The 16,847-nt window shown below is 70.1% G+C and carries 12 protein-coding genes; 5 read left to right on the top strand and 7 right to left on the bottom strand.

From position 1 onward, the window contains the following. The first annotated feature begins 331 nt into the window (after positions 1 to 331). A complete protein-coding gene (infA, locus tag AC6EUL_RS17290; RefSeq protein ID WP_056178999.1) occupies positions 332 to 604 on the top strand; it encodes a translation initiation factor IF-1 in 273 nt (90 codons plus the stop codon). Positions 605 to 1,033: 429 nt separating this feature from the next. Beyond that, positions 1,034 to 1,321, top strand: a complete 288-nt coding sequence (locus AC6EUL_RS17285) for a helix-turn-helix domain-containing protein (protein WP_056275275.1) — start codon at positions 1,034 to 1,036, stop codon at positions 1,319 to 1,321. 36 nt (positions 1,322 to 1,357) lie between these two features. On the opposite strand, the gene parC is transcribed toward AC6EUL_RS17285, so the two are convergent. Both parC and recO read right to left on the bottom strand, forming a co-directional pair. Continuing rightward, on the bottom strand, positions 1,358 to 3,607 hold the full coding sequence (parC, locus tag AC6EUL_RS17280; RefSeq protein WP_499871537.1) for a DNA topoisomerase IV subunit A: 2,250 nt from the start codon (positions 3,605 to 3,607) through the stop codon (positions 1,358 to 1,360). Positions 3,608 to 3,660: 53 nt separating this feature from the next. Further along, positions 3,661 to 4,401 carry a DNA repair protein RecO gene (recO, locus tag AC6EUL_RS17275; RefSeq protein WP_056275272.1) on the bottom strand — a complete coding sequence of 247 codons (741 nt, stop codon included), beginning with the start codon at positions 4,399 to 4,401 and terminating at the stop codon, positions 3,661 to 3,663. Between the two features lie 129 nt (positions 4,402 to 4,530). Here recO and AC6EUL_RS17270 point away from each other — a divergent pair, with 129 nt between their 5' ends. From AC6EUL_RS17270 to AC6EUL_RS17260, 3 genes are all read left to right on the top strand, one after another. Further along, entirely contained in the window at positions 4,531 to 4,947 is a 417-nt protein-coding gene (locus AC6EUL_RS17270) for a hypothetical protein (protein WP_499871535.1), read from the top strand. 126 nt (positions 4,948 to 5,073) lie between these two features. Continuing rightward, positions 5,074 to 5,793, top strand: a complete 720-nt coding sequence (locus tag AC6EUL_RS17265) for a gamma-glutamylcyclotransferase (RefSeq protein ID WP_499871533.1) — start codon at positions 5,074 to 5,076, stop codon at positions 5,791 to 5,793. 286 nt (positions 5,794 to 6,079) lie between these two features. Next, positions 6,080 to 8,077: a methyl-accepting chemotaxis protein gene (locus AC6EUL_RS17260; RefSeq protein WP_499871531.1), complete on the top strand. Its 1,998-nt coding sequence runs from the start codon at positions 6,080 to 6,082 to the stop codon at positions 8,075 to 8,077. A gap of 397 nt (positions 8,078 to 8,474) precedes the next feature. Here the strand turns inward: AC6EUL_RS17260 and dnaE are convergent, their stop codons facing one another. From dnaE to AC6EUL_RS17235, 5 genes are all read right to left on the bottom strand, one after another. Then, a complete protein-coding gene (dnaE, locus tag AC6EUL_RS17255; RefSeq protein ID WP_499871529.1) occupies positions 8,475 to 11,984 on the bottom strand; it encodes a DNA polymerase III subunit alpha in 3,510 nt (1,169 codons plus the stop codon). Positions 11,985 to 12,394: 410 nt separating this feature from the next. Continuing rightward, complete coding sequence (locus AC6EUL_RS17250; RefSeq protein WP_056214652.1) at positions 12,395 to 13,108, bottom strand: ABC transporter ATP-binding protein; 714 nt, start codon at positions 13,106 to 13,108, stop codon at positions 12,395 to 12,397. Between the two features lie 13 nt (positions 13,109 to 13,121). Further along, positions 13,122 to 14,426: a lipoprotein-releasing ABC transporter permease subunit gene (locus AC6EUL_RS17245; protein WP_056214648.1), complete on the bottom strand. Its 1,305-nt coding sequence runs from the start codon at positions 14,424 to 14,426 to the stop codon at positions 13,122 to 13,124. Between the two features lie 8 nt (positions 14,427 to 14,434). Then, the gene (gene proS, locus AC6EUL_RS17240; protein WP_499871527.1) at positions 14,435 to 15,760 is read right to left on the bottom strand and encodes a proline--tRNA ligase; all 1,326 of its coding nucleotides are present in this window, start codon (positions 15,758 to 15,760) and stop codon (positions 14,435 to 14,437) included. A 748-nt stretch (positions 15,761 to 16,508) separates the two neighbouring features. After that, positions 16,509 to 16,844, bottom strand: a complete 336-nt coding sequence (locus AC6EUL_RS17235; RefSeq protein WP_499871525.1) for a DUF1467 family protein — start codon at positions 16,842 to 16,844, stop codon at positions 16,509 to 16,511. Positions 16,845 to 16,847 lie beyond the last annotated feature (3 nt).

The raw sequence follows: 16,847 nt of genomic DNA, 5'->3' as shown, positions 1-16,847 counted from the left end.
CCCCCCCCCCCCCCCCCCCCCCCCCCCCCCCCCCCCCCCCCCCCCCCCCGCCCCCCCCCCCCCCCCCCCCCCCCCCCACGGAGCGAAATCGCGGGCCAAATCTTGATCTTTCCGAATCCACGTCGGATCCGCGCGCGACTTGTGCCGGGTTCATCACCGGCCTGCATCGGGAAAAGCTTGCTTCCGGCCGATCCGGACATTATGTCGGGGCAACGCTCGCCGGTGTTGCGCATCCGATGGGATCGGACCCGCCGCCCGCCGCGTTTTGCCGAACGGCTTCGTTTTGTGTCCCGGGTCGCCCCTTTTCAGGCCGTCCGGCTGGAGAGTGTGGATGGCGAAAGAAGAGTTGATGCAGTTCGACGGTCTCGTGATCGAGATCCTGCCGGACGCGCGCTACCGCGTGCAGCTCGACCAAGGGCACGAGATCGTGGCCTACACGGCCGGCAAGATGAAGAAGAACCGCATCAAGACTCTGGCCGGCGACCGCGTCACCGTCGAGATGTCGCCCTACGACTTGGAGAAGGGCCGCCTCGTGTTCCGGCACAAGGACGAGCGCTCCTCCGGTCCGCGCCCGCCCATGCGGGGTCAGTTCCGCCGCCGCTGACTCAAGCGGCGCGACCCGGCTTCTCGCCTTGTAGGGATTCCTTGTGCGGCAAGACTCGGTTTCCCGGGCCTTGCCGTCTGTGTTTGGCCCGGTTGACGACTGTCTGCCGGTCCTTGACGGATCTCCACCGAGCTCCTCGACCTGTCTCCTGCCATTGACGGACATGCGCCAACGGCGCGGTCTTGGGCATGGCCAGCGTGCTCCCTACGGTCATCGAGACGAGGTCTATCTGCGCTCTGCCGAACGCGCCATGACCGATGTCGCGCGAGGTGCGGTGGGGGATTTCCTCGCGGCCCATCCGCAGGCGCGCGAGGTGATTCCGGGGCCTAGCGGCCTTCGGAAGGTTCGCGTTCCCTTGACCGGGCGCGGCGAGCGCGGCGGCGCCCGCGTGATCTCGTTCTCTGGGGGCGATGAGCGAGGGACGACGCGATGTTCGCCGAGTTGGCGTTGAGCCTGAAACAGGCGGCCGCCCATGCGCGCGGGGACATCGGAGCCGGGTTCGGCATCCACGTCCCGCAGGACATCGACGTCGCCGCGATCCGAAAGGCGACGGATCTCTCACAGGATGCCTTCGCCCGTCGGATCGGTGTCGCCGTCGGCACCCTGCGGAACTGGGAACAGCGCCGTCGCCAGCCCGAAGGACCGGCCCGCATGCTCCTGGCGCTCCTCCAGCGAAACCCGCGCCTCGTCGAGGAAACGCTCGGCCAGACGCCCTGAAATTCGCGTCCAGGCGCCTGGGGCCGACCGCGCCTTCTACTTCCCGAACCGCTCGAACTTCGGGAAGCTCCGGGTCATCAGGGCGCCGGCATCCGAGCGGTGGCCCAGCCATTTCTCCAGAATCCCCGCATGGGCGAGGCGCGCCTCGCCGCCCGCCTCGCGCCAGGGCAGCCCTTCGGCCAGGGGGAAGACGTGGGCGTCGGTGAGCGTGGTCTGGCGGCAGCGCTGCAGGCGCACGCCCTTGCCGCGCACCATCTCGGGCAATTCGCTCAAGGGGAAGACCAGCATCAGCCGGTCGGCACTGCACACCGCCACGTGGTCGCCGGTGGCCGGCACCAGCACGGCGGCCGTCGCCGGCGCGTCGAGGCCCATGATGCCCTTGCCCTTGCGGGTGTTGGCCACGAGCGCATCGGCCGGCGCCAGGAAGCCGCGCCCGTCGGTGGCCGCGACCAGGACCTTGGCGCCCGGCTGGTAGGGGATGGCCGCCACGATCTCGGTGCCGTCGTCGAAATCCACCATCAGGCGGATCGGGTCGCCGAAGCCGCGCCCGCCCGGCAGCTTGGCCGCCTCCAGGGTGAAGACCTTGCCGTTCGAGGCCAGCACCAGGATCTTGGCCGTGGTCTCGCTGGGAAAGGCGAGCTTGAGGCCGTCGTCGCCCTTGAAGGCGACGCCCGAGAGGTCGGCCACGTGGCCCTTGAGGGCCCGGATCCAGCCCTTGTTGGAGACGATGACGGTGATCGGCTCGCGTTCCACCAGGGCGGCGGCGAAGTCGATGCCGGCGGTGTCGGGCGGGTTCTCCAGGGTGGTGCGCCGGGCGCCGATCTTGGTCTCGGGACCGAAGGTCTTCTTCACCGCGCGGATCTGCTTGGTGATGTCGGCCCATTGCAGCTTGTCGGAGCCGAGCAGCCCCTCGATCCCCTCCTTCTCCAGGGTCAGGGCGTCGAGCTCGCGCTTCATCTCCATCTCCTCGAGCTTGCGCAGCGAGCGCAGGCGCGTGTCGAGGATGGCGTTGGCCTGCACCTCGGTGAGTTCGAAGCGCTTCATCAGGGCGGGCTTCGGCTCGTCCTCCTCGCGGATGATGCGGATCACCTCGTCGAGGTCGAGATAGACGATGAGCAGGCCGCCCAGGATCTCCAGGCGGCGGTCGATCTGGCCGAGGCGGTGGCGCGACCGGCGCTGGAGCACGACGCGGCGGTGGTCGAGCCACTCGCGCAGGGCCTCGGCGAGGCCGATGACGCGGGGCACCAGCCCGCCCACCAGCACGTTCATGTTGAGCGAGATGCGGGATTCGAGCTCGGTGAGCCGGAACAGCGATTCCATCAGGATGACGGGATCGACGTTGCGGGCGCGCGGCTCCAGCACGATGCGGACGTCCTCGGCCGATTCGTCGCGCACGTCGGCGAGCAGGGGCAGCTTGCGCTCCTGCAGGAGCTCGGCGAGCTTCTCGATCAGGCGGGCCTTCTGCACGCCGTAGGGGATCTCCGTGACCACGATGGTCCAGGTGCCCCGCCCCAGGTCCTCCTTGGCCCAGCGCGCCCGCACGCGGAAGCCGCCGCGCCCGGTGCGGTAGGCCTCGGTGATCGATTCGGCGCTGTCGATCAGGATACCGCCGGTGGGAAAGTCCGGCCCCTTCACGAAGGTGAGGAGCTGGGCGGAGGTCGCCTCGGGATGGCCGATCAGGTAGAGCGCCGCGTCGCAGAGCTCGGCCGCGTTGTGGGGCGGGATCGAGGTCGCCATGCCCACCGCGATGCCCTGGGAGCCGTTGGCCAGCAGGTTCGGGAAGGCGGCGGGGAGCACCACCGGCTCCTCCTCCTGCCCGTCGTAGTTCGGGCGGAAATCCACCGAATCATCGTCGAGGCCTTCGAGGAGGAGGCGCGCCACCTCCGTCATCCGGGCCTCGGTGTAGCGCTGGGCGGCGGCGTTATCGCCGTCGATGTTCCCGAAATTGCCCTGCCCGTCGACCAGCGGATAGCGCTGCGCGAAGTCCTGCGCCATGCGCACCAGGGCGTCGTAGGCCGCCGTGTCGCCGTGCGGATGGTACTTGCCGATGACGTCGCCCACGATGCGGGCGCATTTCTTGAAGGCCGAGGTCGGATCGAGCTTCAGGAGCCGCATGGCGAACAGGATGCGGCGGTGGACGGGTTTGAGCCCGTCGCGGGCATCGGGCAGCGCCCGGTGCATGATCGTCGACAGCGCGTAGGCGAGGTAGCGATCCTCGAGCGCGGTCTTCAGCTCGACGCTCTCGATGCCATCGGGACTCGATGGCGGCTCGAAGGGCTGGCCCATCACGAACTCCCGGGCCTCAGACGACCCAATTCAGAACAAAACACGAACGGAATTTAGGCGCTTCCCGTGCCCAATGCAACGAAGCGCGCGCGCTCCTCGGGCACGGGGATCGCGCGCGGTCCCCAGATGTGCTGGTCGAGGAAATACCCCGTCAAGGTAAACCCCGCGGTAACGTCCCGGGCGTCCGGCGTCATCGGCAGGGACGCACCCGGCGCCCGGGCCCGCAGGAAGTCCGGCAGCGCCAGGAGCCGGTCGCGATAGGGCTCGCCGGCCGAGGCGCTCACCGCCCGCCCGCTGCGGGGCGAGACGTAGATCAGCGCGTCGTTGCCCCCCGTGGCGGCGCAGGCCGCCAGGTCGAGCCCGAAGCCGAGCTCGGCCAGGATGGCGAGTTCGAAGCGGACCATCAGCGGCGGGGCGATGTCCGGGTCGTGCAGGTGCGCCACCAGGAGGCCGGCCGCCTCGAACAGTTCGGGATGGGGGTCGCGCTCGGGCAGCAGGCGGAGCAGGCCCGCGAGATGGCTCATGCCGTAGAGGGCGAGCCCCGACCCCATCAGCCGGGCGGCGACGGATTCGACGGGCTCCACCGCGAAGGCGCCCAGGCTCTCGTCGAGGCGCGCCCGCCAGGTGGCCTGCACCCGGTTGCCGGCCTGCAGCACCGGCTGCATCCGGCGCGAGCGCCCGCCATGCACGAGCCCGAGGTGGCGGCCGTGGGTCCGGGTCATGAGTTCGAGGATGACGCTGGTCTCGCCCTGGCGGCGCAGGCCGAGCACCAGGGCCTCGTCGGTCCATTGCATGCCCGTGTCTTACGGCGCCGTCGAGGCGATGCAAGCGCGCTGCGTCCATTCCGGTTGCAAGTGAACGCAGTTTCCCCCAAGGCGGGAAATTCGATAGGCTCGCCATCACACTGAGTCGAGCCTGCCCCGATGTCCCTGCCCGTGCGCGCGGCCCGCCGCCGCCCCGCCCTTGTCCTCGCCGCCCTGCTGCCCCTCGCGGCCTGCGGGCCGCGGGCATCCATCCCGACGCCCGCCGCGACCGCGCCCCTGCGGGAACGGCTCGCCGCCTTCGCCCTCGGGCAGGCCGCGTTCGGCGCGGTCTCGCTGATCCCGGTGCGGTTCGCGCACAGCCGGGTCTCGCAGCCGTTCCAAGACGCCGGCCGCACGCTCTACTGCCTCTCGAGCCGGATGACGGGACGCACCTTCGGCCGCGCCGAGCGGCCGAAGATCGTCGTGCAGGAGGCCGGCGGCGTCCTCACCCGCGTCGACGAGGATCCGGAGATCTGCGAGGGGCACCGGACCGAGCCGCTGCCGGAACTGGAGGCTTTGGCGGCCGGCCGGGGCTGAGGCACGCCCCCCGGCGCGGCCGGTCTTGCGCTTCGGCGCGGCCGGTCTTGCGCTTCGGCGCGGCCGGTCTTGCGCTTCGGCGCAGCCGGTCTTGCGCCCCGGCCTGCCCGGTGGTTCGCTGGCCCCATGCCCGACCAGCCCCTCGCCCTGACCCTCGCCCTCATCGCCCGTGCCCATCCGACGCCGGTGGCGGACGACGCGACGGCCCTCGCGCTGCTGAGCGATGCCGAACTGGCCCCGGGCCTCGCCGCCGCCCTCGCCGCCCGGCCGATGCCCGCGGAGGGCTTGTGGGTGTTCGGCTACGGCTCGCTGATCTGGCAGCCGGAATTCGCCTATTCCGAGCGCCGGGTCGGCACCGTGCACGGCTATCACCGGCGCTTCTGCCTCCTCCAGCGCCGGTTCCGCGGCAGCGTGGACAATCCCGGCCTCGTCCTGGCCCTCGATGCGGGCGGCTCCTGCGAGGGGGTCGCCTTCCGGCTGAGCGGTGCGGAGGCGGCCGAGACCCTGCTGCCGGTCTGGCGCCGCGAGATGCGCGGCAACGGCTATCTCGGGCGCTGGGTCCCGGTGGAGACGGCCGCCGGCACGATCCAGGCGCTGACCTTCCTGGTGAATCCCGAGAGTGACCGCTACACCGGCCCGATCCCGGACGACGTGATCGCGGACCGGATCGCCGCCGGGGCCGGCCATCTCGGGCCGAGCGCCGAGTACCTGTTTCGCACGGTGGCCGCCTGCCTCGAGGCGGGCATCCGCTGCCCGCACCTCCTCACCCTGCAGGCGATGGTGGCGGAGCGCCTGCGGGCGCGAGTCCGGGCCGGCACCGCCGGCCCGTCGGCGGCCGGCGCCTGACGCGCCCTTTCGGACCTTCGACGCGCGGGTTCCGCCGGAACGACGGGGCGTGGCGCGCGGGTAGGACGTCGGGCGGTCCGTTCGTTCGACCCCGATCGACCGGACATGCCCGCGATCGGTGATCCACGTGACGTTGCTGGCCCAAAAATGCTCATCTCGATTGTATAGATGGACCATATTAGTTCAGGTAGATCTGACGATGCAGATAGATAATGTAATTTAAGACATTTTTATTGGTCAACACCTAGGAGACATGCACAAACCACGCAACGGATCAGGCCTCTCGATGACATACGGTATCCGCGCTCGCCTCTACGCCGGATTCGGCAGCCTGATCCTGATCACCGGCGGAATTGGCCTGACCGCGCAGTATCAACTCGGCTCCATCGTGGCCGAATACGCACGGGTCGCTCGCCTCGAGGAGGGGGCACGCAACGTCTTCGCGATGAACGGCCTCGCGGAGCGGCTGTCCGGGCAGGCTCTGGATCTGCAGTCGAGCCGGACGCCCGATCAGATCGAGCAGGTCGAGCAGACACGCCAGGCCATCACCACGGTGCTCCAGCGCCAGGTCGACATCGCGGTGTCGGAGGAGCGGCGCGCGATCTACGCCGGCATGCGGGACCAGTCTGCCGCCCTGAAGGACGATATCCAGCGCCTCGGACAAGCCGGTCTGGCGCTGACGGACAGCAAGACCAAGCTGTTCCGGACCGGCGACGAGCTGACGCGCGTGGCCGGCCTCCTGATCTCCGACATCCGTCAGAACGGCTCTGCGGCGCAGATCGCTCAGGTCGCGACGGTCGACAGCGCGGTGCTGCTGATGCGGGTCGCGAACTGGCGTTTCCTGGCCACCCGCGATCCCCAGGGTCCCGCGACCTTCGCCACGAACAGCCTCAAGGCCGACACCGCCATCAGGACGCTGAAGGAGCTCGACACGGGCGGCGCGTTCACGCGTCCGATCAAGCGGTTGCAGGACACGGTCGCCGCCTACATCGACGCCTTCAACGCGGCGGCAGCCGCCATCGAGGCGACGCGGGCGGCCCATGACGACACGCTCAAACCGCATGCGGCGGCCCTGATGCAGGCGGGCCTGGGAGTCCGGGCGAAGATCGAGTCGGCCGTGAGCGAGATCATCGCCGACACGGACGCGAGCGTGAGCCGGGCCCGCGTCCTGCAGATGGCCTTCGTCGGCCTGGCGCTGGCGCTCGGCGGCGCCCTCGCCGTCCTGATCGCCCGCAGCATCATCCGGCCGATCTCCGGCATGACGGACGCGATGAGCCGCCTGGCCGCCGGCGAGACGGCCGTCACGGTCCCCTCGCAGACGGCGGGGGACGAGATGGGCGCGATGGCCAAGGCCGTCGACGTGTTTCGCCAGAACGCCATCGCGCGCATCGACCTGGAGGCGCAGCAGGTCGCCGCGCTGTCGGCGCGCCAGCGCCGGGCGGACCGGGTCGACGAGCTCGTCCAGAGCTTCGAGCAGACCATCTCGGGCACCATCGGCATCGTCACCTCCGCGGCGACCGAACTCGACGCCACGGCCCGGTCGATGACCCAGGTGGCGGAGAGCACCAGCGGGCAGGCGCTCGCCTCGAGCGCGGCCGCGCGGGAAACCGCAACGAACGTGCAGACCGTGGCCGCGGCCGCCGAGGAGATGGTCGCCTCCCTGCAGGAGATCGAACGCCAGGTTCAGCAATCGAACGCCGCCGCCGGCGCCGCGGCCCGCGAGGCGGAAGCGACGGACGCCAGCATGGGCAGCCTGATCCAGGCCGCCGACCGGATCGGAGAGGCCGTGACGATGATCTCCGGCATCGCCAGCCAGACCAACCTGCTGGCGCTCAACGCCACCATCGAGGCGGCGCGGGCCGGCGAGGCGGGACGCGGCTTCGCGGTGGTCGCCGCGGAGGTCAAGGAGCTCGCCGGCCAGACCGCCCGGGCCACCGACCAGATCGGCGGGCAGATCGCGGCGATCCAGCAGGCCACCGCCCAGGCCGTCGCGGCCATCCGCCAGATCGGCCAGACCATCGTGTCGGTGAACGCGATCACCGAGAGCATCGCCGCGACGGTGGTGGAGCAGACGGCGGCCACCGGCGAGATCTCCCGCAACGCGGCCGAAGCGGCCCGCGGAACCCAGGACGTCTCGACGAACGTCGCCCAGGTCCTCGCCTCCTCCGGCGACACCGGCTCCGCGGCCCAGCAGGTGCTGATGGCGGCGGGCGAACTCTCGGTCCAGTCGGTCACCGTGCGCCAGGAGGTCGAGGGCTTCCTCGCCGCCATCCGCGCGGCGTGAGACGGCTCCGCTTACTCACACCGGGGCCTTGATCGGGCTAAGTCGGAGGCGCGCAGGACAGGCCCGCGCACCCCCTGATCGGAGCCCGGATCCGGCCTCCCGAAGCCCGGCATGCCGAGGGATCGATCGGGTCCGATGCGAGAGGGCGTCCGCGCGATCCCTCCGGTGGGGTGGGTCGAAACAGGCCCCCGCTTTCATCCGGGAGAGGGTTGGGGTGAGGGGTTCGCCCCTCCGACGTGGTCACGCGCCTTACCCTGTTCCTCTCCCTCCAGGAGGGGGACCTGCGCGAGAGGCGCCGGAGGAATCCACCGAAGACCGTCGAAGACCGGATGAGCGGAAGCGTCGGTCGGGCTCCCGGCCCGGCCGATGCGAGGCCCCGTGCCTAAGGGCCGACGCCTCAGTTCACCTCGACCTGCACCACGCCCGGCACCGCCCGGAGCGCTCCGGCGATCTGGGGCGTCGCCTGGTACCGGCCCGGCAGCTTGACCTCGACCTCGCGGGCGCCGTCGAGGAGGAGGATCAGGGAGACCTCGCCCTCCCCGCGCACCTGCAGGCGCTGCTGCACGGATTGGATCGGGCGCTCGTCCTGCAGGTAGACGCGCATGCCCTTCTGGTGGCGGGCCACCGCCACGTCGAGGGGCTCGGCGGTCATGATGCGGGCGCGCACGTCCTCGCCCTCGAGGTTAGCCTGGAGCTGGAGCACCAGCGGCCGGCCCGGCTCGAGGATCTCGCGGTACTGGCCGAGGCCCTCCGAGAAGATGATCGCCTCGAAATGCCCGGTCTGGTCGGACAGGATGACGATGCCGAGCTTGTTGCCGGTCTTGGTCCGGCGCTCCGAGCGGTCGAGCACCGAGGCCGCCACGCGGCCCACGCTGGTGGTGCCGGCCCGGACGGCGCGGCAGAACTCGGCCCAGGTCTGGACCCGGAGCTTGCCGAGGAGGTCGCCGTACTCGTCGAGGGGATGGCCCGACAGGAAGAAGCCGATCGCCTCGTATTCCTTCTTCAGCTTGTCGGCCATCGGCCAGGGGTCGTAGGGCGGCACCCGCAGGGTGACGTCGGCGGCGGTGATGCCGCCGAACATGTCCTCGATGCCGGTGCTGGCCGCCTCGGCCGCCCCTTGCGCCAGCTTCATCATCGGTTCGATGGCGGCGCAGGCCCGGGCGCGATCCGGCTCGATGGTGTCCATCGCGCCGGCCGCCACGAGGTTCTCCAGGGTGCGCTTGTTGAGCATGCGCGGGTTGAGGCGGCGGGCGAGGCAGGCGAGATCCTTGAAGGGCCGGTCCCCCCGGGCCTCGATCAGGGCCTCGACCGCCCCCCGGCCCACGCCCTTGATCGCCGCGAGCGCGTAGTGGATGCGCCCCTCGCGCACCTCGAAGCCGACGCCCGAGGTGTTGATCGAGGGCGGCTCGACGGTGATCTTCAGGCGCTGGGCGTCCTGGCGGAACTCCGCCAGCTTGTCGGTGACGTCGATGTCGAGCTGCATCGCGGCGGCCAGGAACTCCACCGGATGGTTCGCCTTGAGGTAGGCGGTCTGGTAGGTCAGCAGGGCGTAGGCGGCGGCGTGCGACTTGTTGAAGCCGTAATCGGCGAACTTGGCGAGCAGGTCGAAGATCTCGTTGGCCTTGGCCTTGGTGAGGTCGCGCTCGATGCAGCCCTTCACGAAGCGGTCGCGCTGGGCGTCCATCTCGGCCTTGATCTTCTTGCCCATGGCGCGGCGGAGCATGTCGGCCTCGCCGAGCGAGTAGCCGGCCAGGACCTTGGCCACCTCCATCACCTGTTCCTGGTAGACGATGATGCCGAAGGTCTCCTTGAGGATCGGCTCCAGCTTCTCGTGCGGGTACCAGCTCGCCTCGTTGCCGGCATCGCGGCCGAGCTTGCGCTCGCAATAGACCGGGATGTTGGCCATGGGGCCCGGGCGGTAGAGCGCCACCAGGGCGATGATGTCCTCGAAGCGGTCGGCCTGCATCTCGACCAGGGCCTTGCGCATGCCGGCCGATTCCACCTGGAACACGCCCACCGTCTCGCCGCGCTTCATCGGCGCGTAGGTCGCCGCGTCGTCGAGGGGCAGCGAGGCGAGATCCACGATGATGCCGCGCCGGGCCAGGAAGTCCGTGCAGCAGCGCAGCAGCGTCAGGGTCTTCAGGCCGAGGAAGTCGAACTTCACCAGGCCCGCGGCCTCGACCCACTTCATGTTGAACTGGGTCACCCGCATGCCGGTCTTCGGGTCGCGGTAGAGCGGCACCAGCTGTTCGAGGGGACGGTCGCCGATGACCACGCCGGCGGCGTGGGTCGAGGCGTGCCGGTGCAGGCCCTCGAGCTTCTTCGAGATTTCCATGAGCCGGGCGACGATCGGCTCCTCCTCGATCGCCTGCTGGAGCTTCGGCTCGCCCTCGATGGCCTGGACCAGGGTGACGGGATTGGCCGGGTTCTGCGGCACGAGCTTGGTCAGCTTGTCGACCTGCCCGTAGGGCATCTCCAGCACGCGGCCGACGTCGCGCAGCACGCCGCGGGCCAGCAGGGTGCCGAAGGTGATGATCTGCGCCACCTGCCGCTCGCCGTAGCGCTGCTGCACGTAACTGATCACCCGCTCGCGGCCCTCGACGCAGAAGTCGATGTCGAAATCCGGCATCGAGACGCGCTCGGGGTTGAGGAAGCGCTCGAACAGCAGGCCGAAGCGCAGCGGGTCGAGGTCGGTGATGAGGAGCGACCAGGCCACCAGGGAGCCGGCGCCGGAGCCGCGGCCCGGCCCCACCGGGATGTCGTGGTCCTTGGCCCACTTGATGAAGTCCGACACGATCAGGAAGTAGCCGGGAAACTTCATGCCGACGATGACGTCGAGTTCGAAGGCGAGGCGGTCGCGATAGACCTGCTCGGACATGCCGGGCGCGGTGCCGTGCTGGGCGAGGCGCCGTTCGAGGCCGGCCTCCGCCTGCCGGCGCAGCTCCGCCGGCTCGTCGAGGGGGGGCGCCGCCGGGACTTCGGGGGTGCCCTCGGGGGCGGCGGCGTCGAGGACGGCGACCACGCCGAAATTCGGCAGGATCGGCTTGCGGGTGCGCACGCGGTAGGCGCAGCGCATGGCGATCTCGACGGTGGCGTTCAGGGCGTCCGGCAGGTCGGCGAAGAGCGCGGCCATCTCGGCGCGGGTCTTGAAGCCGTGGCGCGGGGTCAGCTTGCGGCGGCGGTCGTCCGAGACGAGGCGGCCGTCCGCGATGGCCAGCAGCGCGTCGTGGGCGTCGTAGTCGCCCTCCCGGGCGAAGAACGGCTCGTTGGCGGCCACCACCGAGAGGCCGTTCGTGTCGGCGAGCCGCAGCAATTCCCGCTCGACCATGCGCTCGTCGGGCAGCCCGTGGCGCAGGATCTCGACGTAGAGGCCGTCCTCGCCGAAGGCCGCGCGCAGCTGCGCCAGGCGGCCGGCGGCGAGTTCGGCCCGGCCCTGCCGCAGGGCGCTGTCGAGGGGCCCGGTGGAACCGCCCGTCAGGGCGATCAGGCCGGCGCTCGACTCGGCCAGGGCCTCGACGCCGACCCGGGGGGCGTCGCCCAGCGCCCCGTCGAAATAGGCGCGGCTCGCCAGACGCAGCAGGTTGCCGTAGCCGGTCTCGTCCTTGGCCAGCACGACGATGTTGGCGCAGCCGGCCTGGCCCTGCCCGACGCGCGCCATCGGATCGGGCGCCTCGAAGGCGACGGTGAGCTGGAGGCCCGGGATCGGCTGGAGGCCGGCGCCGGCTGCCTTCTCGGAGAATTCCAGCGCCCCGAACAGGTTGTTGGTGTCGGTGAGCGCCAGGGCCGGCTGCCGGTCGGCGAGCGCCGCCTTCACGATGTCCCCGACCTTCAGGGCCCCTTCCAGCAGGGAGAACGACGAGTGAACGTGGAGGTGGACGTAAGCCGGGTCTTTCAGGATGCGCGCCATGAGACCACCAGCCCGAGTCGTGGTTTCCAATCCATGAGAATTCGGGGCCCGGACGCGTTTCCCTGTGGACCGCACGACCCCTGTGACCCCGTCGCAACGCTAACGCAAGGGCGCCAGTGCGACAGCCCAGGCGGCGATGGACATCGCCAGGAGCCCGAAGGCCATGAACTCGACCGCACCCGTCAGGATCATCCGCTTGAACATGGGCCTCGCCTTTCGTTGACGCCCCAAGTTTTGTTCTTGTTTTGTTCTATGTAAAGCGAAACTCGTCGGCGCACCGCATCGTGGTTACGGCCCGGTAAATCCCGTCGCCTTGGCCAGCGGTCGCGGATCGGCTCCGCGTGCTCACGCGAAGGCGTCGGACCTCCGCGGCCCAGCGATCCGCCGCCATTGATACCCGTGCCCGGCCCTCAGGGCAGCTGCTCGATCAGCCCGTCCCGGATCGTCACGCGCCGGTCCATGCGGGCGGCGAGATCCATGTTGTGGGTGGCGATCAGCGCGGCGAGGCCGGAGGCGCGCACCAGCGCCACCAGGATGCCGAAGACGTGGGCGGCGGTGTGCGGATCGAGGTTGCCGGTGGGCTCGTCGGCCAGGAGCAGGCGCGGGCCGTTGGCGACCGCGCGGGCGATGGCGACGCGCTGCTGCTCGCCGCCCGAGAGTTCGGCCGGCCGGTGCTGGAGGCGCTCCTTGAGGCCGAGGAAGCTCAGGAGTTCGTCCGCCCGCGCCCGCGCCTCGCGCTGCGAGAGCCCGCGGATCAGCTGCGGCATCACCACGTTCTCCAGGGCCGAGAATTCCGGCAGGAGGTGGTGGAACTGATAGACGAAGCCCATCTCCTCGCGCCGCAGGCGGGTGCGCTCGGCATCCACCATCGCGGCGGTCGGACGGCCGCCGATGTAGATCTCGCCGCCGTCGGGGCGCTCCAGCAGGCCGGCGAGGTGCAGCAGCGTGCTCTTGCCGGCCCCCGAGGGCGCCACCAGGGCGACGAGCTCGCCCGGCCAGATCGCGAAATCCGCCTGGCGCAGGATCTCGAGGGCGCCGGCCCCTTGGGCGTAGCGCCGCTCCACCTTGGCGAAGAACAGGGCCGGGACCGGCTGCGCGCCGGGCGCCTCGGCTGTCGTGGTCATGGATGCTCGGGCCTCAACCGTAGCGCAGGGCCTGCACCGGATCGAGCCGGGCGGCGCGCCACGAGGGATACAGCGTCGCGATCAGCGACAGGGCGATGGAGGTGACGACCACCACGGTGATCTCGTTGGCGTTCATCTCGGCCGGGATCTCGGCCAGGAAGCGCACCGTGGGGTCCCAGGCGGAGGGGAACAGCACCCGCTGGATCCCCTTGATGTTCATCGTGATCAGGATGCCGAGGGCCAGCCCGCTCAGGGTCCCCACCACGCCGATCAGCGCGCCGTTGATGAGGAACACCCGCATGATGGTGCCGGGGGTCGCACCCATGGTGCGCAGGATGGCGATGTCGCTGGACTTGTCGCGCACGAGCAGGATCAGTCCCGAAATGATGTTCAGGGTCGCGACCACGACGATCAGGCTGAGGATCAGGAACATCACGTTCCGCTCCACCTCCAGGGCGCCGAAGAAGGTCCGGTTGCGCTGGCGCCAGTCGGTGAGGAGCACCGGGCGCTCGGCCGCCATCTCGAGGTCGGGCCGCATCGTGCCCACCGCCTCGGCATTGTCGAGGTAGATCTCGATCAGGCTGACATCGGCGTCCCGGTTGAAGAAGGCCTGGGACTCCGTCAGGGGCATGAACACGAAGGTCGAGTCGAACTCGGTCATGCCGATCTCGAAGATCGCCTTGATGGTGTAGCCCTTGGTGCGCGGCGCCGTGCCGAACGGCGTCGAGGCGCCCTTCGGCGTCAGCAGGTTGATCTGGTCGCCGGCCTGGACGCCGAGGGATTCGGCCAGGCGCCGGCCGATGGCGACGCCCGACCCGTCGTCGAAGCCCTCCAGGCTGCCGCCCTTGATGTTGCTCGCGATGGCGCCGATCTTGTCGAGGTCCTCGCCCCGGATGCCGCGGACCAGCACGCCGCTGCCGGCGCCGCCATAGGGCGAGGAGGCGAAGGCCTGCCCCTCCACCAGGGGGATCGCCGCCCGCACCCCGGCGACCTTCGACAGGCGCTCGGACAGGTCGGCATAGTCGGTGAAGAGCTTGTCGATCGGGGCGACGAAGACGTGGCCGTTGATGCCGACGATCTTCGACAGGAGCTCGGTGCGGAAGCCGTTCATCACCGAGAGCACGATGATCAGCGTGGCGACGCCCAGGGCGATGCCGAGGAGCGAGAAGAACGCCACCACGGAGACGCCGCCGCCCCGGCGCCGGGCCCGCAGGTAGCGCCCGGCGATGATCCACTCGAACCCGGCGAAGGGGGGCGTGCTCCCGCGCCGGAACCGGGCGCGAAGGCCCGCAAGCCTGTCCGTGAGGGTCGCCGCCATGGGGTGCCTCAGAGCCGCTTCAGGCGGGCGAGCAGATCGATCGGGGCGATGCTTTCGCGCTCGCCGCCGGCCCGACGCTTCAGCTCCACCTTGCCCTCCGCGAGGCCGCGGGGGCCGACGATGACCTGCCAGGGCAGGCCGATGAGGTCGGCCGTGGCGAACTTGGCGCCCGGGCGCTCGTCGCGGTCGTCGTAGAGCACGCTGAGGCCGGCCGCCTCGAGGGTGGCCTGGATCTCGCCGCAGGCGGCGTCGGTGGCGGCATCGCCCGTCTTGAGGTTGATTAGTGCCACGTCGAAGGGCGCCACCGCGTCGGGCCAGATGATCCCGGCCTCGTCGTGCGAAGCCTCGATGATCGCCGCCACGAGGCGGCTCGGGCCGATCCCGTAGGAGCCCATGTGGACCGGGCGCTCGACGCCGTCGGGACCGGTGACCTTGGCGCCCATGGGCTCGGAATACTTGGTGCCGAAGTAGAAGATGTGCCCGACCTCGATGCCGCGCGCGGCCATCTGCTTGTCGGCCTGCACCTCGGCGAAGGCCACCGGCTCGTGCATCTCGGAGGTGGCGGCGTAGAGCGAGGTCCAGCGGTCGACGGTGCCCTGGAGCGCGGCGACGTCCTCGAAGTCGGTGGTCACCGGCGGGACCTCGAAATCGAGGTACTGGCTGTCGCAGTAGACCTCGCTCTCGCCGGTCTGGGCCAGGATGATGAACTCGTGGCTGAGGTCGCCGCCGATCGGACCCGTGTCGGCCCGCATCGGGATCGCCTTCAGGCCGAGGCCCGCGAAGGTGCGCAGGTAGGCCACGAACATCCGGTTGTAGGCGTGGCGGGCGGCGGCCTGGTCGATGTCGAAGGAATAGGCGTCCTTCATGAGGAACTCGCGCGAGCGCATGGTGCCGAAGCGCGGCCGGACCTCGTCGCGGAACTTCCAGGAGATCTGGTAGAGGTTCTTCGGAAGGTCCTTGTAGGAGCGCACGCTGCCGCGGAAGATCTCGGTGACGACCTCTTCGGCGGTGGGGCCGAACAGCATCTCGCGGTCGTGGCGGTCGGAGATGCGGAGCATCTCCTTGCCGTAGGCCTCGTAGCGGCCGGATTCCCGCCAGAGCTCGGCCGACTGGATCGCCGGCATCAGGATCTCGATGGCGCCCGCCCGGTCCTGCTCCTCGCGGATCACCGCGCAGACCCTGTTCAGGACGCGCAGGCCCAGCGGCAGCCAGGCATAGATGCCGGCGGCCTCCTGGCGCACGAGCCCGGCGCGCAGCATGAGGCGGTGGGAGACGATCTCGGCCTCCTTGGGCGTCTCGCGCAAGGTCGGCAGGAAGTAGCGGGAGAGACGCATGAAAGGCCCTGGAAACAGCGTGCCAGCGGGTCGGCGGTACGCCGGGGCACACAACACATTGCATCGGGAAAACACAAGCGCGGAGGGGTGACACGGGTCCGCCGCGTGGCGTTTCGCCGTCAGGAGGCAGGGTGGTCCGGCCGAACGTTGCCCGCGCGCCAGGCTCCGCCCGCAAGCGCCGCCTCCCATTCCGGTAGAAAAGCGCAGGAATGTCTCACGAAGCAGGTGACAATGAGAATTGTTGTTCCTATAAGCGCGTCCGTGATGGATGCGCCGCCCAAGCAGTGGCGCCACACGGTCCGAGTCTCGGGAGGAATTTCAGCCGCCACGCCGTCAGCAATGCGTGAGACAATCGAGGCTGAGCAAACGACCATCTTCATAAAAGCAAGGCTTAGGCCTTGCTTTTTTTATGTCTCGACGCTTGCGCGAGGCTGTCGCCACTGCGTCGCGGTCCGACCGACGTCTCACGCCGACGCGCCGTCATCCCGGGGCCGCGCAGCGGAACGCGGGATCCAGAAACACAGGTGGCGCAAGACCTTGCACCGTCGGCGGTTCTGGATTCCGGGCTCGCCTGCGGCGCCCCGGAATGACGCGGTGCTGTCACTGCGGCCGTGGTTCGATGTCCCGCGTGCGCGACGTCCGTTCTTCGCGGGGGCAGCGACGCGCCCGGTCTGGAAGACGACGGCGGCGTGACCTTACGTCCGTGCGCGGGCTCACGTCCGGTTCGACCGGACCACGCCGAACCCCCTCAGAGGCCGGCCAGCTCGAAGACCTGGATCGCCACCAGGAAGACGACGCTCGCCAGGAGCGAGGTCAGGATCGCCTTCTCGCGCAGGCGCGGGACGGCGGGCGCCCCGGGATCCTGGCCGGGCACGATCCGCTCCGGGTCGGTCTCCACCTGGTTGCGCAGGGGCAGGATGACGAAGAGCAGGGTCCACCAGACCACGAAGTAGAGGGCGAGCGCGCCGAACATCGAGAGCTTGAACAGGCCCACCGCGAGGGCGACCACCCCGGCGAGCACCACCACCATCACGCCGACGGTGCGCAGGGTGGAGGCTGCCAGGGCCTGGAGGACGGCACCCATCCG

The organism is Methylobacterium sp. 001424705 (assembly GCF_059816145.1).
This window is presented reverse-complemented; position numbering and strand designations above follow the sequence as displayed.

Bases quoted from the DNA above. Each gene is read 5' to 3' on its own strand.
- AC6EUL_RS17285 (WP_056275275.1), top strand. From the start codon at position 1,034: ATGTTCGCCGAGTTGGCGTTGAGCCTGAAACAGGCGGCCGCCCATGCG.
- proS (WP_499871527.1), bottom strand. From the start codon at position 15,760: ATGCGTCTCTCCCGCTACTTCCTGCCGACCTTGCGCGAGACGCCCAAG.
- AC6EUL_RS17265 (WP_499871533.1), top strand. From the start codon at position 5,074: ATGCCCGACCAGCCCCTCGCCCTGACCCTCGCCCTCATCGCCCGTGCC.
- AC6EUL_RS17235 (WP_499871525.1), bottom strand. From the start codon at position 16,844: ATGGGTGCCGTCCTCCAGGCCCTGGCAGCCTCCACCCTGCGCACCGTC.
- infA (WP_056178999.1), top strand. From the start codon at position 332: ATGGCGAAAGAAGAGTTGATGCAGTTCGACGGTCTCGTGATCGAGATC.
- AC6EUL_RS17270 (WP_499871535.1), top strand. From the start codon at position 4,531: ATGTCCCTGCCCGTGCGCGCGGCCCGCCGCCGCCCCGCCCTTGTCCTC.
- AC6EUL_RS17260 (WP_499871531.1), top strand. From the start codon at position 6,080: ATGACATACGGTATCCGCGCTCGCCTCTACGCCGGATTCGGCAGCCTG.
- AC6EUL_RS17250 (WP_056214652.1), bottom strand. From the start codon at position 13,108: ATGACCACGACAGCCGAGGCGCCCGGCGCGCAGCCGGTCCCGGCCCTG.
- dnaE (WP_499871529.1), bottom strand. From the start codon at position 11,984: ATGGCGCGCATCCTGAAAGACCCGGCTTACGTCCACCTCCACGTTCAC.
- AC6EUL_RS17245 (WP_056214648.1), bottom strand. From the start codon at position 14,426: ATGGCGGCGACCCTCACGGACAGGCTTGCGGGCCTTCGCGCCCGGTTC.
- recO (WP_056275272.1), bottom strand. From the start codon at position 4,401: ATGCAATGGACCGACGAGGCCCTGGTGCTCGGCCTGCGCCGCCAGGGC.
- parC (WP_499871537.1), bottom strand. From the start codon at position 3,607: ATGGGCCAGCCCTTCGAGCCGCCATCGAGTCCCGATGGCATCGAGAGC.